Genomic DNA, 24,961 nt, shown 5'->3' on the forward strand with positions numbered 1-24,961 from the left:
AACAGCGTATTAGACAGTTGGTCCTATGATCGGATGAGCGTGCCGGCACTTTTATCCGGCTAATGCAGCCAGGAAAAACTACTCTAAACCTATGATAGATAAAAGCTATTAATTTTAATTAGACTTAATATCCAAAAGTTCGCACCTCCATCTGCATTTCCCGACATGTCCGCTTTGGGTCGAGGCTGTGTGAAAACTCCCGGGCGATACAGAATATAGTTGCCGTACGCGAAAACTAGAGAAGTTTTATTACGCAGAAGCCTCAGAATAAGCGAGAGAGCGCCATTTTTGATCAATTTTTGGCCGGCTCGGGACTCGTCTAACGTTTTCACACGGCCTCGGCCCTGGCCGTGTGAAAACAGAAAAAATCTGGTATGACACAAGAATCTTCCCCTTCAACTGCCCGTTGGCCCCATCTGAGCCATTGCTACGATAATCGCCGACCGCTGCTGTTGTGACATATGGAAATGATGGAATCATCAGGAACCCACTACATTCGCAATCACGGCCCTAGAATACAGAGAAAAAAGGGCTGTTACGCCCTCGCAGCCCTCATCAACGCATTGACGCCCAGGATCTTTATGACGCGATTCAGGTTGTACGCCAACACATGAAGACTCATTTCCGTGCTCACATTTCTAAAACGCTTTGTCGCGAAATGTGTCGCACCCATCCACGCCTTTAGCGTGCCGAATGGATGCTCCACCGTTTGTCGCCTTAGGCGCATCATCTCTGGATTCCAATCGAGACGTGACTGTGCAGATTCAAGCACATCTTCATGCTCCCAACGTCTGATCCGTCGCTGCTTGCCAGTCGTGCATTTTTCTTTCATAGCGCAGCTTGCACATGCCGAGCTCCAGTAAGTATGCAGCTTCATTCCCTTTTCTATCGTTTCATATCGCCATAGGAGCCGCTGACCAGCGGGACAAGAATATTCATTACTTTCAGGCAAGTACCGGAATGCGTCTCTTGGGTAAAAGCCCTTGGCCTGGTTTGGAGATGTCATCGGCTTCGGCAGGTAGGTCGTTATCCCTTCTTTATGGCAGGCGAGAATTTCTTCCCGCTTGAAGTAGCCTCTGTCAGCTACGACCTTAAGTTCCTTGATGCCAGTGGCTTCACGCGCTTGCTTCGCCATGTTGAAGAGCTGCCCCCGATCATGACCAATATTGGTCACCTCATGGGCCACAATTAAATGGTGCTGGCTATCGACCGCTGTCTGCACGTTATAACCTACCGTCCCGGTGCCTCTACCACTGGTGGCCATCGCCCTGGCATCTGGATCCGTCAAAGATACTTGCTGGTCGGGAGATTGCAGCCGCTGTTCCTCAACTGTTTGTAATCGAGCCGTTTCTTCCCTGAGCTTTATAATTTTCTCTTTCAGGTGTTCCGTCTTGGCCTTGGCCAAGGCGGGCTCCGCGTGGTCGGCTGTGTCTAGTTGACCAAGGTACCTATTAAAGCTTTCTTCAAGGCGACGCTTCACCTTGGTCGCTGTGAAATTGCGATTGCGGTTGTTGACGGCTTTGAACTTGCTGCCATCGATGCCCACGATGGCTTGGGAGAACAGCTCCAGTCGCCGGCAAAGCACGATTGTTCGGCGACAATTAGGGTGACCGGTCGGACAAGATAGTTGACGCCGAACACACGATGAACTCTCGACACACACGGCGGATGGCATCGCCATTGTCCTTTCTGAAGTCTGCAATCGTCTTGAAATCCGGTGTCAGGCGCTCTGTCAGCCACATCAGCTCGACATTGCGCTGCGTCTCGCGCTCTAAGCGGCGACTCGACTGGATGCGATTAAGGTAGCCATAGATATAGAGTTTCAGGAGTACAGCGGGATGATAGGCGGGCCTACCTGTTGCATGCGGATCGACGCCCTTGAAACCAAGTTCTCTGAGGTCGAAACCTTCTACGAATGCCTCTATGGCACGGACAGGGTTATCGTCTGCGATGAAGTCGTCCAAAAGCGCAGGGAACAAGGTGCTTTGGTCTCGGGCCTCGCCTACCACGAATCGCTTCATCGCCATTTCCTCATCGGACCTGGTCAAAGTATAGCGGCCAACACGTTTTCACACAGCCTCGGTCGATAGCGGTAATCTAGGCATATACCCCACACGAGGCTATCATGAGGTGGTCTATCACCCAGATCCTTAGTCCGAGATATGCCATAGCTCCTTAAGCCGGTTAACGGTGTGTTCCCATTTTGGCGTGCGCGGCCTGGCCACTGAGTTCTGGTTGCCGAAAAGACCGACTTCATTGATTGCGCTGGCAGCTGGAACCTGATGAAGCCAGTTTACCGGCACAAAATACTCCGCCTCATCCTCGCCGCACTCTGAAGCCAGGTTGTATCCGCCCTGCATATTCATATCGTCAGTGATGAATTCGTCCGCCACCATCGGGTAACCGGAGACTTTTCCGACACCCACGTACCCGGTGCCTGGAATGTTCACCCAGACTCGATCACCCGGCTTCAGCATAAACACGGTTCTGCTATACCAACGTCCACCCCCGGCAGATATAAACCCGTATTCCGCTGCATCCTGCCAACTTCGTCCATCTGGGTAGGTACCAAAGCTGACATAAAACTCGCCGTTCCACTCACCCCGTTGCCCAGTGTTGAATGCGCGCTCTTCCGTCTCGACAGGGTCAATCATCCATGACCGGCTGAGATACAGGCTCTCTCCATCCCGAAACACGGAAAAGAACACGGCGTTGACCGCAACACTGGCTTTATCGTTGAGGTAGTTGATGATGCGTTCGGTGCTCGCATCAAGTTCAGCGGCAACAATCACCATCTGGTGGGAGCTGTTGATCTCACCCTCTACCGGTGCCACCCCAAATCTGGCTTTGAATGCCTGATCGAAGGTTTTTTCCGGAAGGCCGTGTCTCTCGGCAAACTCCGCGTAGATCTGGACGAACTTTTCTGAGGAAAGTTTCTCGACCCAGGCGGCGTAATCGATGGTTTGAGCAACTACGTCTCGAGGCGTTTTGTGCTTCTTAAGCTCGATTATGATGATGGAGCCGGTCGCATCGATCGCCAGCAAATCGATGTACTTCCCGAAGTCGGTGTACACTTGGCGACCAATCAACAGCCAGTGGTCGCTGAGGATGGAGATATCCTTGGTGATTTGCTCTTCGAGTAGCGACTCGCTTTCCAGCTTCACCGTTGACAAAGTCTGGGGCTTTTCACCGATCTTCCAGATACCATGCTGGACAGCCATTTACGTTTCCTCCGCCAACGCCGGTTGCTCACCTACCATCATCTCGTAGTGGCCCAACTGGCCAGCCTTGTCAAAAATGTCCCGGAATACCCGCAGATAAGCTTCGTTCCTCTGGTCACCATGATGAATGTAAAGGTCATCATGAATCGAGTGAGAACCATCATTGACCCAGGAAAACAGCGACTGACAAATCAACTTGTCTCGCCCATCAAAAAGCGCACAGATTTCGTCTTTACTCATGCCTCCCCACATGGTGAAGTAATTCTCAAGGATCCGGCGCAATGTATTTTGAAGGCTTATGCTCGATAGGTTCGCAAACTTAACATCCTCCCAAAGCAGCTCATAAGCAGAGCGAACGGGATTCTCATCACAACGTTCAACAACAGAGCCATACTGCAGCTTCTTCACAAACCAAAAGCTCTCCTCATTTAGCGCTCGGTCTGACGGCCTTTTTTGGTTGAAGGTGATCTCTTTGTGGAAGTAAACGTTGTGCGTAAGCAAGAACACCTGCTTGATCTGGCCTGCTTCGCTTCTGACTTCCTCCATGACTCCCTTGATAAGGCTGCTGACGAGGTAAAGGATATCGCTGTCTAATGAGGATATGGGGTCATCGAATACCACAACCCTGTTTGAGGTTATCCCTGAGGGAGTTTGAGCGCCTTTGATCAGATGGTAGAAATAGAGGAACGTGATAAAGGTCTTTTCGCCCTCACTCAACGAGCGGCTGGCGTCTTCACCATTTTCGCGGGCAATTCGATAATGACGGCCATCACTAGATTCGCCTAGCTGAAACGAATGAAAACCAAATCGCTGCAACAGATCATTGATCGCAGCGATGGTCGGCTGGATCGATGTGGTCTGCCTCTCCAGCTCTTTAATCTGCTCCTTGAGTTCCCCTCGCTTTTGCCGCCATCCCCTTAGGCTTTCCTCCATGCCGGGAATCGCTTGGCTAAACTCATTTTTCCTCTGTTGATAGAGGGACAGATCGTCGGCCAGTTCATTGACCATGAAACGCCACACCTGAGAGGTTAAGATCTGTTTCTCAGTCGCGATGTTCGCCACTGTCTGGTTGTGGCTTGTGGTCGCCTCATTTGCCGCCGAAACCATCTCCTGCAGTTTTTCAAGCAATGTTGTTATTGGCTCCAGCTCCACTCTTCGGCTTGGCTCCGCCAACTTATGCTCAAGAAGCGAACAATTTCGCTTCAGCCTTTCAGAGAAAGCTTCCGCTTCAGCGTTGAACAGTTCTGTGTTCAGAAAAAGATTATTCCCCTCGGCAATGCGCCGAGTCTCAGCAACCAATTGCTCGCTTTCCCGGTGATATTGGGTCTGAAGCTTGGTTAAGGTCTGTATGTCATCATCATAGGCTTTGCTAAAGAACGACTTCAGGCTCTCTGAAAAGTGGTCATCCGTCGGCTGCTGGCAAAAAGGGCAGGTTTCCGGGGTTTGTTCGTGATACTTCAAACCTTGTTTCACCCAATCGCTATTTCCGAGACGATCAATCAACGCAGCAATATCTATGTCCTGATTGCCAATGATCGCCTTTTGCAATAGTTCATGGGATTCCGATTCGACGAGAGTACTGGCCGTCAGCGTCGGAAGTGTCGGTACCCTCTCAAGACCCTCTGAAAAGACCGTGTGAGCTTTCTCTTTCAGCTCGTCGAGCGAAAGCAACTCAGAGTCATTAGAAGAGGCTTCTTGCAGAACCCTCTGCTTGAAGCTTTCCGCTTTGTTTCGCACGCCGACGAATGCTTCCTGGAAGGTATCATCGTGAAGTTGTTTCTGCTTCCAGCATCTGTCCCGTAACTCAAGTTCGAGATCGCCAAGCTCTTTACGTTTACCCGACTGACCGTCTTCTCCATCGAGCTGAAGGTTAATATTGGTTATTTTACGGTCAATTTTTTCAATTTCCGGCTGCAAACGAGCAATTTCTCTCTCTGCATCAACTTGGTTCTCACCAAGTGTGAAAACGCCCTGCAACGGGTGATCCTGATTGAAGTTTCGATCAACGAAATCACGGTTATAGATCATGACCTCTTGCGGATTACCGCCTTGCCACACGAGCTCGCAGTGATTATGCCCATCGGCTTGCGAAATCACTCGGCTGATAGTGGTCTTTCCGGTACCATTGGCCCCGAAGATGAAGTTGATGCGGCGAAGGTCGCTGAGCGTTGCCGGATGCGAATAAGTCGCTACCGGTGGATTTATTTTTATTTCGCCGATCATGTTCGCTCCTTAGCTTTCGCCGTTAAAGGCTTTCTGGCTTAATGAGGAAAATAAGTCATCATTTTCTACGTGTGCTTTTTCTTTTAAATAACTAACAGTTTTTGATATTTTAATGTATCTATCTTGCAACTCAACAGGTGGAACTAAGGGCTCAAACCCAGTTAGCGCCGTTTTATTTATGGTGGCTATTCCGGTCGTTTGCTTTCCAACTCTGAGGAAATAACGCTTCCCTCTTTGCGATGCAATCTGAGCACTTAAAAACTCGGGTCGGATAATTCCCTGGTCTTTTATTCGCACCGAAAAAATATGGTTTTGATGAATGCAGCTTTTGATTTCATCATTCCACACATGACCGCGTCCCAGTTTATCTGGGTCACCACCTTCGGTAAGAAGAATATCACCTGCCATTAACTTACACTTCTCAGCATCCGAGGGTGATACAGTTATTTCCTGAATATCATCCAGCGAAATGTAACCATCCTGAACATTGGCTACTCGCATATACGGCAAGGTCACCGCCGTTGATGGGTCTATCTTCTTACCTTTTGTCACACCTGAACGAATATTGGCGACATCCTGAAGAACTGTCTCATCCCACCCCTTAGGGTTAGTCACCGGATCACCAAACATATCCAGAAACACAGCCCGAAGAAATTCATCGGCGAGCTGGATGGTTTGCTGGCGTTTGCGGCGGATGGCGTCGGCTTTGTCGAGGATGGTGGCGATGCGTTTTTGTTCTGCCAATGGAGGAAGCGGTATCTCATGATCCCAAAAAACCTTCATGGACACGCGCGGCATCTTCGCCCCCGCAACTTGTGCGCTCACCCAACTGACAAAACTCTTTGAGCGCAAGTAGTAGGCTAGGTACTTACGATCAAGTCGCTCAGCATCTGGCAACATTGGGACTAGTTCGGTCGTCGCAACCCCTGTTTCATTAGGTAATACCACCTTATTTAAATATGGCCGCAGCTTTGAATAAAGCACATGCCTGTCATCAAACCCGTGCGTTGAAGATCCTACCTCAGCCTTTGGAGCGACAACTTTCTGGAGAACTTCTCCTGTGCCAGACTCCACCTGGTCCAAATTGAGAGCCCACACATTCCCAGTTTCAGAAAAAGTGTGCTTGCTAGCCTTTGCTGGCGCGACGTCGCCTAACTTCACCAACGGCCAACTCACAGCATCCCCTCCAGCTCATCCAGATCAGTCAAGATTTCCTTCTCTAGCCCTATAAGCCGCTGCAGAATCACCTTCGGATCTTCGTACTCCTCTTCTTCATACACCACTTCCTTATAGCGATTGATGGAGAGGTCGTATTTGTTGCTGGCGATGTCGGAGGCGTTTACCACAAACGCCTTTTGGGCCCTGTCGCCAAAGGTTTGATTGATAGTTTCTGCACAGGCATTCACTTCCACCAACTGGCGGTATTGCTTCCACTGGGCGATGGCATCCGGCAGGTCATTGCTACCCTCGCCTTGCATCTCGGACCGCTTGTCATCGAGGCTGAAACCGTCGGCTTGCAGATCATAGAACCAGACTCGATCCGTAGTGCCGCCTTTGGTTAAAATCACGATTGCCGTACTCACGCCCGCGTAGGGTTTGAAAACACCACTGGGCAGGCTGACGATGCCTTCCAGCTGGTTGTTTTCGATCAGTTCCTTGCGCAGTTGTTGATGTGCCTTGGAGGAACCAAACAAAACGCCGTCCGGCACAATTACGGCGGCACGGCCACCGAGCTTCAGGCCTCGGAGTATGTGCGCCACGAACAGCAGCTCGGTCTTCTTGGTTTTCACCAGGCCCAGCACATCCGGATTGGTGTTGGTTTCATCCAGGCTGCCCTTGAATGGGGGGTTGGCGAGGATGACATCGAAGAAGTCTTCTTCCTGCTCCGGGTAATGCTCTTTAATAGATTTGTTGAGGCTGTCCTGGTAGAGGATGTTGGCGCCGTTTACGCCGTGGAGCATCATGTTCATGCTGGAGACTCTCAGCATGGTGGTATCGAAATCGAAGCCCCAGAACATCTGTTTGTTGATGTGGTCCCGATAAGGTTCGAGTAGGTCGCCGCTGTAGTGGAGGTTGCCTTCCTCATCGGTAAATGTGCCGACTTCACTAGAATGCTTTTTGTTCAGGTACTCCATGGTCCGTGCCAGGAACCCGGCGGTGCCGCAGGAGGGATCGCAGATCACGTCGGTGGGCTGAGGATCGATCAGTTCGATCATCGCATCGATAATATGGCGCGGTGTGCGGAACTGGCCGTTAATACCCGCCGTGGTCAGTTTACTCAGCAGGTATTCGTAGATATCCCCTTTTACGTCGCTCTGGGTGAGCGGCAGGTTGTTGACCATTTCCACGGCGGAGACGAGCACGGATTCGTTCTTGATCTCCAGGTCCGCATCCTTCATGTATTCGCCGATGTGGCCCAGTGCCTGGGCGGCGCTACCTTCTTTTCCGAGCCCCTCTTCTTCCGAGTGCTGGCCAAGGCTCGCAAAATACGGGTATACATGGAGCTTGAGGTGCCTGTGCAGCTCCTTGCCGCTCATGTGGTGGAAGTTCTTCCAGCGCAGGAGCTGGCCTTCCGGCATATCCGGGAACAATCGATCAAAGGGTTTGCCGGTTCGCGCCGCCTTCCGCTCAGCCATCTCTTCCTGCATATCCAGCATTCGGGAAAACATCAGGTAGCTGATCTGCTCGATTACGGTCAGGGGGTTGGTAATGCCCCCTGTCCAGAACTTTTCCCAAAGCTTGTCGATGTCATTACGTAGTTGGCCTGTGAGCATTGAATCGGTTTCTCGTTGGTGACTAGAGTTCTATTGATGGATTGGTTTCGACGTCATCGGTCGCGACTTTAAGATTGTCGAGTGCTCGATGTTCTTCCTCTTCTGGCTCTTCAATCGCTTCGACAATCATTGAAAGGCGTTCCGTCTCGAAGTCCCTGTGGCCGGGCTCGATGGCGGGCATGGACTTTGTGACCTTGGCTGAAAGTTTGGTGAAACGCTCAACCTTGCCATAAAGGCCTTGCTTACCTGCCAGGGCTTTGACCGTGTCGTTGTAATGGTTGCTAGCAGTACCGAGTGTTCCGCCCAGCTTGTTTAGGCGTTCGGCCACGGTACATACCTGGTTATAGATGTCACCAGCCTTCTCACTGATTTCGCGGGCTTCGGCGTTGCTGCGTTCGATCATCCACAGATTGGAGACGGTTCTAAGAATCGGAATCAACGTGGTGTGGGACACCAGCACGATGTTCTTCTTATAGCCGTATTCGAAGAGATCCTTGTTGCTCTTGAGGGCTTCAATATAAGCCGGCTCGATAGGCATGAACATAAGCACGAAGCTGGGACTGCGCATACCCACCAGGTTCGTGTAATCCTTACCTGCCAAGTCATCAATGTGGCGACGCACCGCTTTCACGTGTTCCGCCATCGCCAGGTTGTACTCTTCTTCGGTGTCTGCGGATACAGCCCGGTCGTAGGCCACCAGCGAGACTTTACTATCGATGATGATGTGCTTGTCATCCGGCAGTTTGATCAGGTAATCGGTCTGCTTCTGCTTGCCCTCATCATCCTTGAAGCTGCTCTGTACTGCGAAATGAGCATCCTCAATCAAACCGCTCATTTCCAGGGTTCGGCGTAATTGGGCTTCGCCCCAGGCACCGCGCTGCTGGGAATCCCCTTTCAGAGCGGAAGTGAGGCTCGTCGCTTCCTTGCTCATTTGCAGACCAATATCCAACACTTTCTGGATTTCGGCGTTCAGGTTGCTGTTGCCCCGGAGGGACGCATCGTGAACTTCGTTGATACGCTTCTGGAAGCCTTCAATCTGCTCTCGAAAGGGCTTGAGCATGCTGTCGATGCTGCTCTGGCTGGTTTGAGAGAAAGTTTTGCCTTTCTCCTCGAAGATTTTATTCGCTATGTTCTCGAACTCTTTGGTGAGCGCCTGCTTGGTCTCGCCTAGCTGCTGCATCTGCTCCTGGAAGTGTTCTTCCTTGCGCTCCAAAGTGGTTTTCAGCTCTGTGTGTTCGCTGCTGATGCTTTGGTAGCGTTCCTGGAGCTCCGAATATCTTTCCTGCTGTGTCGACAGGTTTGCCTTGGTTTCTTTGAGCTGTTCTCTCGCGTCCGAGTCTGACGATTCCAGGGCCTTCGCTTTCTTTCCTTCTTCTGACAGCCTGTCCTTGAGCTGGCTCATCTGCTCTCGCTCCTCTTGGAGGTCCAGCTCTGCACGCCCCAGCCGTTCACGCAGGTCATCTACACGCTCCTGCAGGGCGCGATTGTCTGCCTGGAATGTTTCCAGCTGCCTCTCGGTCGCATGATGGCGTTGGCGAGACTCCTCCAGTTTAGCGTTCACAGAGGTAAACTCGTCTTTCTGGCTTTGCAGCTCGTCAGTCAGGCGTTGCTCATTAGATTGGGCACCGGCCAGCTGCGCTTGCAGTCGGCTTTCTGCTAAATCCTTTTCGTGCAGTGATGATTCCAGGTCTTTCATCGAATCCTGCAAGCTTTGATTCAAGGCGTCTGCTTGCTCCAGATTTCCTTGCAGCTGTTCCAGCTGGGTAGTGAGCCTGGCAACCTTTCGACTTTGCACCACGGTGGCCATTAAAAAGCCCAGCCCAGCGAGCGCGATGCCTATCAGGCTGGCAATTACGATCAGTTCGTTCGTCCATTGAATGGTCTGCATAGTTATCCCTGTAGCTCTGTGGCTGGAGTTTCTGGTTTCAGGAAAGGTTTCAGCACGGTGATCAACTCGCCCACATCGTCCGGTTTGAATACACCGTCGATTCCTTCATGGGATACTGAGGTAAATGGCGCATCGTAAAGGGTTTCGACGACGATGGAGCCATATTGGGCGATGTAGTTTTTCAGCAGGTTCATGAATCTTACCTGTTGGGCTGTCAGCGTCGGGTGCGCATGAAGGAACTGTTTGAAATGTTCCTCTACTGCCTGCGGATCGAGACCAATGATCTCTCTGACAGTGACATCCAATTGATCAGCCGTGCGCCCGTAAAACTCGTTCAGAACATCGAGACTGACCCCGGGGTTCGTGGTGAGGATCGTAGATGTCAGAGACTTCAGATCAGACTCAGCGATTGTTTCTCCATTATGGATTTTCTGCAGTATCGGGTTGTCTGCGAGCATCTTGTCCAAGATGCCCTTCAGGCGCCGACGGTAAATCATGGCTTCGTTTGCGCCAGTGATGTATACCTCGCGATCTTCCGCCAGGACCTTGCCGTCTAAAGTGGTGGTGGTTGGCGTTCCGATACCCGGCCTAGTGAGTGAGTTGCGATATTTCATTATTCCACGCAACTCTAGCCGGGCACGTTCCAGCTTTTCTATGCTGGGATCCGCCCAAAAAGAGGCACTTTTTACTTCTTCGATCACCTTGTCTTTCTGACGAACCGCCTGGATATTAACCGCCAGCCTTTCGACTTCGGCTATGAGCGCCGTCTTGCCATCTTCGAAACAGCTCGCCTTTTCCACCAGGCAGCACTCAATCCCTGCCATAAGTTTATCCAGTGCTGTCGCATGCTTATCCCGGAGTACCCGGCTGGACATAAGAGGGGCTATCGTTTCAGCCAGAAGGTGCTGCGTTCTGGCATCCAGCTTGTCCAATAGATCCGTCTGCTGGAGCTGATGAACCACTCGCAGGTTACGGCGAACCGCGATGCTCTCATCCGGCAGGTCATTGATGTCTTCTTTGAGAAGGCGCACACCAACGTCGTAACCTGTGGCATTATTTTGCTTCAGGGCCGCTTGTGCGAGGGCCAATCGCTCCTCAAAGGTCGCCTGCAGGAGTGACTTGCTGCCGGTGTCTTCCGGCTCTTTGTATTCCTCTTCAAAGAAATCGAAGTTTCCGTAGTGGTCAAAGATCAGGAATTCGGTTTTGTCATGTCCCGGGCCAAACAAGTTTGGCCGCAAGCGTGTGCCTCGGCCAATCATCTGCCAGAACTTCACCCAGGATTTGACGGGCTTGGCAAAGACGAGGTTAACGATCTCAGGCACATCGATTCCGGTATCCAACATGTCTACCGAGATGGCAATTCGGAAATCGTTATCCGGTTTTTTGAACTCCTTGATCAGGCTATCTACATGGGGAATGTCGTTATGGATAACCTTGCACACCTTGGTACCGTACTGCGGGTACAATTTGCAGAACAGCTTTTCGAGATGTTCTGCGTGGTCTTGCCGCTGGGCGAAGATGATCGTTTTCCCGACCAGTGAGCCGGTTTCATCTTTGATACCGTTGTTGATCAGGTTTTCCAGAATGACCCGATCGGTCTCCTCACTGAAGATTTTTCGACCGATGTCTTTTCCCGCAATTCTGGTATTGCGGGCCTCTTCCTCGCCCAGATCCTCTTCCAGCTGTTGCTGTTGCTCGGGCGTCAGATCGGTGTAGTGAATACCGTCACGAAGGAACTCGGTGGTCAGATCCTTTACGCGGAATGGCACAAGATAGGGTGGTTCGTTGTTGATCGCCGCATCCAGCCCAAATTCGAACGTTGGATCCGTGGTTTCACAATCGAAAATGTCGAAGGTGTTGCGGCTAATGAACTTGACCGGTGTCGCAGTAAGACCAACCTGCAAGGCATCGTAGTAATCGAATAGATCGCGATATTTGTTGTAGATACTGCGGTGGCTTTCATCGGCGATGATCAGATCAAAAAAGCCCACATCCAGCTGAGCAAACCGGTTCATCATGCCGGGATAGGTGGCGATGTAGATGCGTGCTGATTCATCAATCTGACGGGTTTCCCCGATGATACAGCGCGGCTCACTGGGTAAGTTTTGCTTGAATGCGTCATCGGCTTGAACACGCAGCTCTTTGCGATCACACAGGAACAGAACCCTTTTGGCCCAACCGGTTCGCAACAGAAGCTCTGCCAAGGCAATGGCCACGCGTGTTTTGCCTGTTCCGGTTGCCTGGATGAGAAGTGCCTTACGCCGTTGATTCTGAAAATGTGCCGCTACCGTTTTGATGGCTTCGATCTGGTAAGGACGGTCTGCAATCTTGAGCTCAGGATTGAAGCGCTCCAGTTCGGCAGCGCGATAATGACGTTGATAAATCAGGTACTCCAGACTCTCCTTACTGTAGAAACCATAAACTGGACGATAAGCGTTGTACTGGTGGTCGTCCCAGATAAAGGTTTCATAGCCATTGCTGTAGAAGATAACCGGGCGCTGGAACCCCATGTACTCGAAAGAGTTGGCATACAAACGAGCTTGCTCACGACCAGCCTGAAGGTTAATCGTTCCGGACTTCTTGGCCTCAATCAGAGCCAAGGGCTGCCCATTCTCGCCCCACAGCACATAGTCTACATAGCCCTTCCCTGATGGATTATTGGGAAACTTTACCTCTACTTCCTGGCCAACCTGAGCAGAATTTCCAACGTCCCATCCCGCTTTTACCAGCATCGCATCAATCAACTGAGCTCTGGTCTTGGCTTCGTTCCATTGAAGGGAGTCAGCCGCCTTCTGGCTTCGCTGTTTACGTGCTTGCTGCTCTGGTTCAGCCAGCTGCTTGAACGCCTCTGCTTGCTTGGCGCGCTCGCGGTCCAGCTCGTCCATGACTCGTTGAAGCTCTTCCTGCTGCTTCTGAAGATCTTTTTCATATCTGGAAACGGACTTTTCCAGTTGAAGAAGACTGTTGGTTGGATCTGAGATCTCTTTGAGAAATGGCAGGTTCTCCTTTGGCTCCCCGCAATAGGTCAGTGCCATGTAGCCCGCCAGCTGATGTGCGGTTGAGAGAGCCATCTTTGCGCTACGCAAATCACCCTCGGCACCATGAGCGGAATCATTGCCTTGAACGCGGAGAAAATTAATCTGGTGGATCAATGACTTATCGACACAGCCCGCGAATACCGGATTTTTGACCAGCTCATAGAAGCTGGCCTGTGGCAATCTTGGCAGAGACTCTTCTTTGTAGATGGTCTTGGTCATCTCCTCGGCAAAGCTTCGCAGTCGTGTCAAAGCACTACCGGGGTCTACGTGAAGAACAGCCTCTGCCAAACCACCAAGATTTGCCAGGACATCGTACTTTGGCCGAAGAAATTCAAAGTTGACCGACTTCATAAAAGAGACTCTGCTTGTGCCATTCCTTGTAATAAAAGCAAGGACTGTGCCATTTTTATTCAATACCGTATTTTTCGATCCAGTTACTCAAGGTTTGCTGGCTCTTCAGCCCGAGGAGCCTCGCAGATTTAGTCTTATTCTGGCCAGTGTGAGCCATAGCGTTTTTTATATAATGAGCAGCCAAGCTTCCCATTAAAACATTTAAATCAACACCTTGACTCACATCGTGATTGAGAAGCCCAGGATCACGCTCAGGCATAGTAAACAGAGCTTGGCGCATATCTGAGCCGGTGATGCTTTCGCCAGAGCTCCAAAGTGCTGCCCGTGTCAGAGTTGATTGCAGTTCCCTAACGTTTCCGCGCCATGAGTGTTGGAGAATAATTTTTTTTGCATTAGCAGAAAGTTTTTTACCGAAAAATACGGAGTCTTGATCGCCATGAGCTTTAAGCACCATGTCTGCGAGCAGCGAAAGATCCCCCTCTCGAGCACGAAGAGGTGGAAGATGCAAAACACCTACGGCCACCCGGTAAAATAAGTCCTCCCGAAAATAGCCGTCTGCAACCGCGTCCATAAGATTCCGATGTGTAGCGGTGATAATGCGCACATCTACAGAGAGATCTTTGTCGCTACCTACTGGAACTATTCTCCCTTCTTGTAGCACTCGGAGTAGACGAACCTGCGACTGTGGAGACAGCTCACCAAACTCATCGAGAAGCAAAGAACCGCCATCAGCCTGCTGAAAAACACCAAGACGATCAGAAACCGCCCCTGTAAAAGCTCCTTTCTTATGACCGAACAGTGTTGAATCAATCAGTTCTTCTGGAATGGCACCGCAATTTAATGCAACAAACGGCTTATCAGAACGAGAGCTAGCATTATGAATCGCTCGGGCAAATAACTCCTTGCCTGTACCTGTTTCGCCATAGAGCAGTATTGGCACATTGCGTTCGGCAAGAATCTGCGCCTGATGTTTGAGCAACATTATGTGAGGGTTCTGAGTAACAATATTATCGAATGCGGCATTGATAGGCGCCTGTGAATCCATGAGAGCATTCAGTTTGTCATCTGAAAGATCTGAAACCGTAGGCACAAACTCAGCGGCAAGTTCGAAAGGAATTTTTACCCGTTCTACACCTTTTTCGAGAGAAGATTGATAGAAAACAGCCGAAAATTTGGTTTTGCCTAATAAAATCCAGACCGCCTGCATAGCCGGAGTGCCAGGGCTTAGGAGAATGGATATTTCTGTACCAGTTGAAGCGAGCTTGGCTAGGTAAGGCTCCACCGCCAAGTAAATTTCCCCAAAATCGACAGGGGAGCTAAGACTCGCCTCGCAAGCATCAATTGCGATGTCAGTGTGACGTTCGAGCCAAGTAATATAGGGTGACACCTGCTCGTATGGATAGGCATAAAGTAGATGCACTGCGTCAAATTGGATGTCTTTTAGCGTCGACCATATTGGGCCAGCAGGTTCATGGCCCATCGCCTTTAGATCATTGCCTCCGATCCAGCTAATTAAAGTTCTGTGCAATTGCTTGGACATCCTTGATTTTTAACTCCATTTTTGAAAGTCATATTGTTTGAACAAAGCCTGCAAGCCTATAGGCAATCAACAATATGTGGCGACTTAGCTTACGCCTCCTATTTCTTTATTCTTCCGACTCGTATAGTGAGATATCAGTTGGCCACTCTCCAATATTCAGTAACGTGACGCCATTCCAACTCTCCAACATCTGCTTGACTTGCCCTTCCACTGACTGTGTGAAATCAAAGCGTTTCAATCCATAGGCCATAGAATGGCATTGCCAATAGCCCATTCCCTGATCAAAGGCCAGCTTTAGCTGGGTACCCGATTCAAGCTCAAGTGTCAGTACGCGTCGATGACTCACCTCCGCCAGAGAACGGCTGACGTTGATCACTGGCTCAATATCCAAGATGGCAGATAACCAGTGCGTCAGCACTTGCTTCATGTCCTCCTGATTAACCCAGTTATCCCAAAGCCGTGCGCCAGATCTACTGTCGGGGGCTGACACGATGTCAACGCTGACCGATTCGACATCATCCCTTGGAATCGCCCGGATGAAGCCAGCCAATAACATTACTGCCCAGGGTGATCGAAGGTAGCGGTCTTCATAACGGATCGAAATGATTTTCTCGCTTTGAAGCCGTGCCATGAATCCCGGGGCTTTTTCGGTCAGCAGCGCCTTAAAACACCTAGATAGCTCGGCGATTGGGACGTTCAGCTCCTTGGTCACCTCGAGCACAGTGGCACGCCCATATCTGCCCAGCCATTCATTCGTATTGACCGGGGCAAGTTCCCATGCGGGCAGTTTCTCTGACGTCACCCAGATGCTTGCATCTTGCGCTTTTAACCAACTCGCACCAGGAATGATGGATTGATGACTATCAGTCAGCAATGTAACCGTACCACCCTCTTGAGTGGCCATCTGTACAGGCCCCAGAACGCCGTTTACGCTCTCATCATGGTTAATCTGCAGAACAATTCGAATATCAAAGCGCGCTAAAAGGGCTAGCTCTTCCTTAATAACAGCCGGTAGATGCTGTGTTTCCAACACGATATCGACATCACAACCGTCGACCATCTTCCAGGCGATCAATTTCCGGCGAAACGCAGGCGCACCCAGATCCCAATGTTCAGGGTCACCCGCCAGTCGAACAGCGATTTTCGTAGCCGACTTGTTTATCCATTGGCGCACAAAACGCTCGGGATCATACGGCCAGTATTTGGCGCCTGCGATATCCTTGAAGAGGCTTGGTAGTCCAAGGTGCTCACTCATTTGCCCCTCGTGCCACCATTCAATCGCCAATCGTCGGTTCAATTGTTCAAACTCCACACGGCTATCCTTGCTGGCCAGACATGAAGAGCATACTGTTTGGCAGTCAGCTGGACACTGCAGTTTTGCAAACGCTGAAGCCAATAAAACGGTCATATCTTGTAACCCGGTCAACACAAAGCCAGCGCCACCGGATACGTTATCGTAAACCTGAACGATATTACGTTTTTCACCGGTTTCAAGGCTGCGGTCAGGACGCGCACCAAAGCCCATTTCACTACTGGCAACACCTAGTTGATCTGCAATCGCATCGCGTAGCGCGACACCAAGGGTAGTGGCGATCACACGCCCTTTTTCATCATCGGGAATCCATGCGCCGGTAAGAGGATTTTTCAGCACCCACTCAACCACATGGGTTCTTGCCTGATAGCCCAGATGGATATCGCGAAGGACTGACTCACCCGAACATTCCTCACGAGGCTTACTGCCAACCGCACCTCCCACGGGACGATGTGATTCGTCAGGCTGCATCGTCTTAGGCACTCCATTCCCGGGCGTCATCGATTCCGCTCGCCCACAACGCATGCATACCGCGAAGCCATTGCCATGTTCACCGCCCGAGCGCACCACAATTTGCCCCTCTTCCCCGAAACGTACATAACCACAGGCAGGGTCGGGAAGCGAGATAACAGACCCTCTTACATAGACCAAAGGCCGTTCTACAGGCATGAATTTCTGGGTTGACACGTCATTGCTGGTCGGCTCATAGAAGTCTGTCACAAACCCTAGCGGCCGAAGCACTTTCTTGACTTGAGTGTTTGGAATCGTTGCATCACATTCCGGGCAATGCAGGTCACTACCATGCGAGTAGGCATAAGCTTGATAGCCTGGCATGCCGCAGTTCACACACTGCCAGGACAGATCAAACTTCTGGCTACTTCCCGCCGGCCCTTCTTGATAGGACTGCATTTTAATGCCCGCAGAACGGTAGACACGGCCATCAATCACTATCTGAGCACCGGGTGCGTACTCTCTCACGGCAATATCCAGCCCACGAGAAGGCTGCTCTTTATAGGAGAAAATATTATCTTCTCGTCCTGCTCTCTGCCTGTCAGGCTGTTTGTTCCTGAAATCCTCCACATTGTAGGTATTTAGGGCTACCACATTCGTCGGAAACCCATACCCTGGCAAGAAAGCCTTGGTTGCCAGCTCCTTCAGTAGATATTCGCCTTCGTGACGCGCTTTTTCACGTTCTAGTGCTCTCTGATACCTCACTTCATTTGCTTGATCCAGGCGGCGGATGATTTGCCGGTGTTCTTCCTGCCAGTTATTGGCGACTTGACGAATAGCCGTCGCGGCGTGGTTTGCCAATATTTCAGTGCTGATAAGCTCAAGCGCTGTCCGCTTCACAATTCTTTTAACGCCTGACTTGAACGCCGTGGCTTCGCTGCCCAGCCAATCAATAAAGCGCTCAACAACACCTTCATCAGCATTGAAAAACCACTGAACCGTGAGACGCGTTCGGTCACCATCAGACGTTGAATGCGTTTTGAGAAAAACCGAAAGTAGATAAGAATTAACATGCCGTTGCACCAGAGGCTGGGCATTCAGTGTGATCATCGGAGCAGGAATGGCGGTATTAAAAGCCCACTTGGGGTTGTTAAAGACACGGGTATTATGGGGATCGGCCTTGCACAGCGTATAGGCAACCGCCCTTGATTCGCTCCGCCGCCCTGCCCGACCTGCCCGCTGCAAGTAGTTGGCTGGGTGTGGAGGTACGTTGTTCATCACCACCGCAGAAATACCGCCGATATCAACGCCCATCTCCATGGTCGTCGAGCAGTTCAACACATTGATTTTGCCAGTTTGGAAATCACCTTCATATTTTTGTAATCGCTCTGCCGACTGCTGGGCGGAGTGCTCGGCAGTGCGGTAGTAGAAGCCACCTTCAACGGTACGATCGGAAATGTTACTCCACAAGCTTTGCTGACGAAGCTGCTGAACAGCCTCATTCTTAAACACCTTATCTCGTATTGCGACTACAGCACCTTCCGCTTCGCCTTTAGGGGCTAACTCTGTGAAGTCTGGCAGCGTCACTGGCTGACACTCAAGCTGGGTCCGTTCAGCTTTCCTTGGAATATAGGGCGTTAATCCTCTGAAGGTCGTGTCCAGAAGCCGATAACTGATCGGACACACCCAAGCCTTTTGTGGCAACGCAAAGGTAATGGCATTGCGTGCAAGGGTATAACCGCCACCACTTGGGCTTTGCAGAATCTGTAAACGTACCAGCTCCAACCATGCAGCTTTAAGCCACTCGTTGATTTTATCCCGGGTGATGGCTGAACCAGGATCCAGCCCCGTACCCTTTAGAAGAAGCGCTACCAAACGCGGTAGCCGACCGCTGGACTTAAACTGCGGCCAGGCTTTAACACGAGACGTGTTCTGGTAATCAATATTCGGCGCAACGAGCTCTTTGGGCGCAAACTTTGCCCCGAGCCACTGGCGTTCGTTGTCATTGATCACAAAAAAGGTGTTTTCTCGGACATAAAAATCCAGCGCCACCTTGAGAAAATCCTTCCAGTCTTGCAGGGACAGGGCTTCTCGTTCTTGAGGGTCATTCGCATTGGACACTTGGGTTTCTGCCCAGAAGCGTGGCACCGCCTGAACATTCTCCAAACCCTGGTAGCCCACCTGAACCAGGCCCAAGGTTTCCGTACTGTTCTGGTTCTTTGGTCGACGACGAAACTCCCTTAGCAATAGCAAGCTGGCTAATGTCAAGCTGTTGTCATTGCCACCGAAGAACTCAGGATTAGCGTAGCGGTTATAGTCCAGAATCGAGTGCCTGATATCGTTGGCAGCAGCCAATTCATTGACCAGTTCATGCCATCCCAGCTTGACCTGAGGCGCTCCTGCACCTGGCTGCTCCATAGCCTGCGCTTGTTCCCGCCTCTGTTGGGCCAGATCACTCATCCCCATACTTTCAAGCTGTTCTGCTTGCTGTCGCAACTCTTCAAGGGATATATCAGGTAATGTAGGTGCCTGCATATTTTCAGCTGCTTGCCGGTTACGTAGCACCTGAAAAACCAGACCCCTCAGCCGTGACCTTTCCGCTTCCTGCTGCATACGCACGGCCATTCGTGCTGTTCCCTGACGACTGTCGGTAAATGTAATCAGCTTGCGGCCTCGACCTGGCAGACTTTCCGGTGCTACACCGTCAGGGTCAGGGCAGAATTCCAGTACAGTAGGAACGGCATTACTCACATAGAAAGGCGCGCCCAGATAGCATTTCTTTAAGAAGCCAGCATTCCCACCGCCCGCTTCACCACATTGCGTACACGCGGAATCGGCTTCAGTCGCTCGGTTGATATTGATCACCGAAGACGCACTGATTGCACCCAGTTCCGCCGTCTCAATATCCAATGGCACTTCTTGATAACCATCAGCATTTGCGGCGGCTAGCACAACCGCCTGTTTGCTACTGTATTGGGTATCGCTATGCTCTGGTGCCGCCTCCTCCTGATATTCATCCAGCAATGAAAATTCATCGCCGGCGAATGGGCTTGCCTGCTTAAGGATGCCATCGACGTCCTCGGCTACCAGATGGGGTGCTTTACAGTCGTTACAAAACCCCAACTCATAGACAGGTGCCGAACATTCGCAGCGCGCCCGTTCGGTTACATAAACTTTGCCGAATGGCCACTGCTTGAGATCGTCTGACTTGACAGCACAATTGGGATCAACACAGCTCCACAGACCGTGCAACATACGCTGATGTAAATGGCAGCGAAGTTTGAGAAAAGGCGGCTCATTTTTTGATGGTTTCGTATCTGCCATCAAGTCGATCCACTGCAATAGTTCCTGCTGACGGCCAGACGTTTGTTCGCTTTCCAGCTCTGGCAGAGCCACACTCACTAGCTCATTCAAATCCAGCGGCTTTACACTACTTACCACCGCCTGCCTTATACGGTAAGCAAGAGGATGATTGCATAAGGACAAAAAACGATCCGAAGAAACTGTTTTACCAGCCTCTATAGCGCGTACTTCATCAAAAGAGCGCCGCATTGGTGACATCTGCTTGGCCTCTGGTACCTGACGTGAACCACCGATGACCACCACTTGATCATCCGGTACGCCGGCCACAGATGCCAGATAGGTCTGAAGCTTTTGTGCCGCGTTTTCACCGGCAATAGTGGCTGACGTCGCGACAAAGCGGATATCGCGCGCCTCTCTACCAAAAGCTTCTACGACACGACGCAACAGTAGCGACAGCTCGGCCGCCTGCGAGCCAACATAAGTATGAGCCTCATCCAGCACAATCCAGCGCAATGACTGCTGCTCGCGTGAGATCTGTAAAATAGGATCGTCCACCTGCCGAACCAACATATACTCCAGCATGGTGGCATTGGTCATCAGAATTGGCGCTGGCTGTTTTCGTAGCGTTTCACGCGACAGAATCTCATTGGGACATATATTTTGCTGCTTGCGGACCTTGCTTTCTTTTTCTTCGGTATTACCGTTATAGAGGCAAAACCGAATGCCATTGTGAAAGGGCGATGTCCAGGCATTCAGTCGTTCACGCTGGGAGTTGATCAATGCATTTAGCGGATACAGAAACAGTGCCCGAACGCCCACCAAAGGCTTACCACTATCTTCATATTCACGCACTAGATCTTGCAGAATGGGCACCATAAAGCATTCGGTTTTACCCGAGCCGGTGCCCGTTGTAATTACGGCTGACATGGGTTTATCGGCCAATAGCGTGTGCCAGCTTTCCAACTGATGCAGGTAAGGGCGAATATCCGCATCAAACCCGTGCTCACCCTCAGCCGTCAACGCATTCACTACCGACGTAGATAGCAAACTGCCCTCTAAGCCAGCAAAAGTGGCATCGCCAGGCTGCCAGCCAAAGGTATGTTCAAATACCGGTGGAGCCAAAAAACAGCCTTCTTCACCCATGCGGTCATGCATCTGCTCAGCAAGGTGCTTTCTAAGGCCTGCCTCATTGACCCCTAAAACTGACAGCGTGGCTTCACGCGAGCGATTCAGTGACTGATTGATCAACGCTTCAAAGCTACCGCTCATGAATAATTCCCTTTAGCGTTAAGCAGGCTAGACAACGAGGCTGAGTACACCGGCTCATACCACCCGTTCCTATCGAAGTCAGATAACACACGAAAACCAAAGCGTAATGCCGCCTCACCTACCGACAGTTCTTCCAAGTGAGCCACACCTGCTGTTAGGCAAGCCGCAAAGATCGGCATGAAACACACAGCATTCATATGCTCAGGCATTGTCAGTTCTGTTAGCCATGCATAGGCTTCCCTGTCTTGCACCCAACGGGTTAGCGGGCCACTCAGGTTGGTTGGCCATGTAGCGTCTTCATTGTGGGCCCGCAAGTCGTTAAGCCAGTGAGGTAAGATTGCCTGCAAGGGCGGAGCCCCAGGCAATGCCCGATCGCCATCGCACAATATCTCTGAAAAGTCTTTGAAGGCGGGAACCTGCATGGATAACAGCGCCATTCGTTCACGTGCTTTTTCACGCATCATTTGCTCTGGGAGGCCAAACTGCTGAGACATCGCTTCCACATATTCCTGCACAGCGGCTTGCCACTGTGAAACCGTGATGACCTCCCATATCACCGCCAGCTCATGGGTCAGCCGCTCAGCAAATGCTGGGGGCATTTCAAGCCGGAACACAGCTAGTGCCATCGCCTGTGGATGACGTGCCAAGTGTTTCCAGCCTTCCAATGCCGACAGGGGAATGTGCTGATACTTCTGTTTCAGCTCGACTAGATATTGCCAACTCGTGTGCGAAAAATGTCCTGCCATCTCATCGAAAGCAGCATCGAAAGCATTGGGGCAATGCTCAGGATGATAGTAACGAGCCGCCGCATTCAGGGTATTAATGGGAGTGTTTTCATCGACATGACTCACACTTTTGTCTGACACATGGATGGCAGGCCGAAACGCAATCGGCGCACCCTCTTCAGGGTACAAAAGCCATGGACCGTCTTTATGAAGTGCTTTAGGCACCTCATAAAACCCAGTAACCACACCATTAGGTGCACTCGGTACGATGACCACAGCCTCACTTTCGGGGCTGGTAAGCTGCATCGCCATCACAGTGGTGCCTTCCGACTGATGCATCAAAGGTTTAGCGCCGTGGTCTACCAGTTCAAAGAACTCACAATATTCGTTGGTAAACCTGATAGAGGCTTCATAACGGTAGATATAGAACTGCTTGTGCAATTGTGCGGTTTCAACACGACAGCGAACAGTGGCGTCCTGTTCGGCACAGCAACTCAACAGGGATAAGATGTCATCGTAAAGTGAATACAGGCTGACCTGTACGGTATTGTTCTGTGCACGGTAACGATATTGCTTGACCAGAGGGGTGGCTTGCTCCATCAGCTCCAAGGAGACAAAAAAGGTACGAGCGACTTCCGGTGGTGGCGTCAAGATGAGCGTCATACCCAGCGTGCACTCTAACTTCAACCCAACGCCTTCAAACGCCCGACCGTCTGCTGCCACGAGTTGGGCGCCTTCTTCCGGATAAGGAACTCGCAGCACCACACCTTCAGCTGAAGTGCCAGTATCCTTGATTTCCAGCTCCACACGCTCAGGCGTTTGTCTGCCTGGGAGTAGCTGCACCGTTATTTCAACACCATCTCTACGTACTTCTGCACGTAAACCACTATTACGCACGCAAACATTCAGTGTTTTCACCGAACGGATTACGATACGTGCCGGCACTCGGGATGACGCTGGCATGGCGGCTAGCGAGAAATCCCTCGGCAATACGCCCAGCTTACGCCTAGCAACAACACAATGATCCTTGCCAAGAATATCTACCTTAAAGCTTCCCACACTGGACAATGACTCCAACCCATTCACCAGCTCGCCATTCACTTTGAAAGCCTTAGGTTGATGGCCCGAATCTTGTGCATCTATCAGCAGACAGCGTGGCCAGCCTCGCCAAGTGGCAAGAGGCAACGTGCTGTAGGAAGACATGGCACCTTGCCATTCCACACGCTCAATATCAGGTACTTTCCCAGGCTCGATAACATAGCGAGCATCAGCATCCGTCACCACGCAGCGTTCACCAATGCGATACCAGTGCCCACCCTTAGCATCTGTAAGCAGCCATTCAGCGTATGGCACCTGCACCGTTTCTGGCACACGCAACAGTACCTCAGGTGCTTTGCACTGCACCGATGCGATACCCGCCAGACGCGTTCCCTCTTCTTCCTCCACAAAGACCGTTGGCAATTGCTGCCAGTCGACTTCACTGGATTGGATAGTTTGGGTATTCAACCGCTCCCCGGCACTTGAAGCCACTAGAAAAAGGGGCTTTTCTGGAGACTGACGACGAAGTGTTGCCACCTCAGCTGGCATTTTGATCATCAGCCTATCGGCTTCCAATCGCCCATAGGCAACACCGAGCTTCAGCGCCAAGCGCTCACCTTCATAAAGGGCCAACTCTACCCGGCTGTTGCTGATATGACGCCCTTCCAGGTTTATCTGCCATGAAGGACTCAACCACACCTTCGCTTCGAGACAAGCCGATACCATAGCCCCATCAAGCTTATGCTCACAGGTAAACGCACGCGCCATTTCACGGGCTCGCTTGCGCTCTTCGATTCGCGTTCCTGCATCTACGAGCCACTCGTTAACCAAGGCCACACCGTTTTCTTCTTCCAACGGTAGCGGAAATTCCTTTCGCCACTGAGGCGCGTGGCGATTCAAAAAGGCGGCAGGATCATCCTGTTGGTCAAGTCCATGCTGTTCTGCAAGCCGCATCAAGGTTTCGGCAATGCTGGCAAGCAATTGATATTTTTCGTCGTTCTGGAAGGATTGGGGGAAATACTGGCTATATTCACGGATGACCGGAACAAGGTCTCGGTCATCTCGCTTGTATTCATGGTAACGATGGAGTCCTGCCTTGATCGCACGGCCAAACCCATGCTGCTCATTTTGCAGCAGTCGCCACGGCAAGCCTCCTTCGGCAAAGAGAGATCCAAGATAGTCGGCACTGTAAGTACGATAGCGAATAGGCCGGTTCCAATAACCCAGCCCAAGCTTAACCAACTCGATATGCTCATTGGGCTGCAGGTGAACACCCAATTCATTATCGAAGGCTTGCCAGGACCAGCTCGCTTGATAGTCTCGGCGATACTTATCCGCAATGAAAAGACAATATCCGGCTGCCCAGTAGATCTTATAGACGGGGTTATGACGCTCTTTCGCGTTAGTGGGAAGTAGCGCAGCAAGAAAATTCAGCTCACTCTGTTTCGTCGCATAGCTGTAAAGAGGCCAACCACTCGGAGTGGTCAAGCCCCTCCTGCTCAGATAGCCATAAACCCAATGCCGTAGCGAAGTCTGAAAGACCTCATTCGAACGGGAATCAACATTCGCCATACTACCTCCCTGTAATATCCCTGTTGCCTATAACTTCACTTAGCCTCAGCCTAACCGAGCCCAGCCTTCTTGGATACCTGGCTAAACAACAGAACGTGATTAATCAATTTTGATTTTAGCGGTATCGACAGGAACGTAAGCCAGCTTGCCTGGAGAAAGTGCTGATACACTTTCACGGGCGATGCCTTTGGCAGCATCCTCCACCTTTTCTTATGCCTAGAGCGCGCTGCCTAGATAAGAAGCGTCCGAAAGCATCA

At 51.1% G+C, this 24,961-nt stretch carries 9 protein-coding genes and 1 pseudogene; all 10 read right to left on the reverse strand.

What is annotated here, in order from left to right:
• Window positions 1-535 precede the first annotated feature (535 nt).
• Window positions 536-2,021, reverse strand: a pseudogene (locus HZS81_RS07965) (IS1182 family transposase).
• A gap of 129 nt (window positions 2,022-2,150) precedes the next feature.
• A complete protein-coding gene (locus HZS81_RS07970; protein WP_179930024.1) occupies window positions 2,151-3,221 on the reverse strand; it encodes an endonuclease NucS domain-containing protein in 1,071 nt (356 codons plus the stop codon).
• A complete protein-coding gene (locus tag HZS81_RS07975) occupies window positions 3,222-5,444 on the reverse strand; it encodes an AAA family ATPase (protein ID WP_179930025.1) in 2,223 nt (740 codons plus the stop codon).
• 9 nt (window positions 5,445-5,453) lie between these two features.
• On the reverse strand, window positions 5,454-6,620 hold the full coding sequence (locus HZS81_RS07980) for a restriction endonuclease subunit S (RefSeq protein ID WP_179930026.1): 1,167 nt from the start codon (window positions 6,618-6,620) through the stop codon (window positions 5,454-5,456).
• A complete protein-coding gene (locus tag HZS81_RS07985) occupies window positions 6,617-8,218 on the reverse strand; it encodes a type I restriction-modification system subunit M (RefSeq protein WP_179930027.1) in 1,602 nt (533 codons plus the stop codon). The genes HZS81_RS07980 and HZS81_RS07985 overlap by 4 nt, the downstream gene beginning before the upstream one ends.
• 22 nt (window positions 8,219-8,240) lie before the next feature.
• A complete protein-coding gene (gene rmuC / locus HZS81_RS07990) occupies window positions 8,241-10,106 on the reverse strand; it encodes a DNA recombination protein RmuC (protein ID WP_179930028.1) in 1,866 nt (621 codons plus the stop codon).
• A 2-nt stretch (window positions 10,107-10,108) separates the two neighbouring features.
• Entirely contained in the window at window positions 10,109-13,495 is a 3,387-nt protein-coding gene (locus HZS81_RS07995) for a DEAD/DEAH box helicase family protein (RefSeq protein ID WP_179930029.1), read from the reverse strand.
• A gap of 55 nt (window positions 13,496-13,550) precedes the next feature.
• Window positions 13,551-15,035: a sigma-54 interaction domain-containing protein gene (locus tag HZS81_RS08000; protein WP_179930030.1), complete on the reverse strand. Its 1,485-nt coding sequence runs from the start codon at window positions 15,033-15,035 to the stop codon at window positions 13,551-13,553.
• 106 nt (window positions 15,036-15,141) lie between these two features.
• Entirely contained in the window at window positions 15,142-21,369 is a 6,228-nt protein-coding gene (locus HZS81_RS08005) for a DEAD/DEAH box helicase (RefSeq protein WP_179930031.1), read from the reverse strand.
• Window positions 21,366-24,704, reverse strand: a complete 3,339-nt coding sequence (locus HZS81_RS08010; protein ID WP_179930032.1) for an STY4851/ECs_5259 family protein — start codon at window positions 24,702-24,704, stop codon at window positions 21,366-21,368. The genes HZS81_RS08005 and HZS81_RS08010 overlap by 4 nt, the downstream gene beginning before the upstream one ends.
• Window positions 24,705-24,961: the final 257 nt, after the last annotated feature.

It is taken from the genome of Vreelandella salicampi (assembly GCF_013415105.1).
GTDB lineage: Bacteria > Pseudomonadota > Gammaproteobacteria > Pseudomonadales > Halomonadaceae > Vreelandella > Vreelandella salicampi.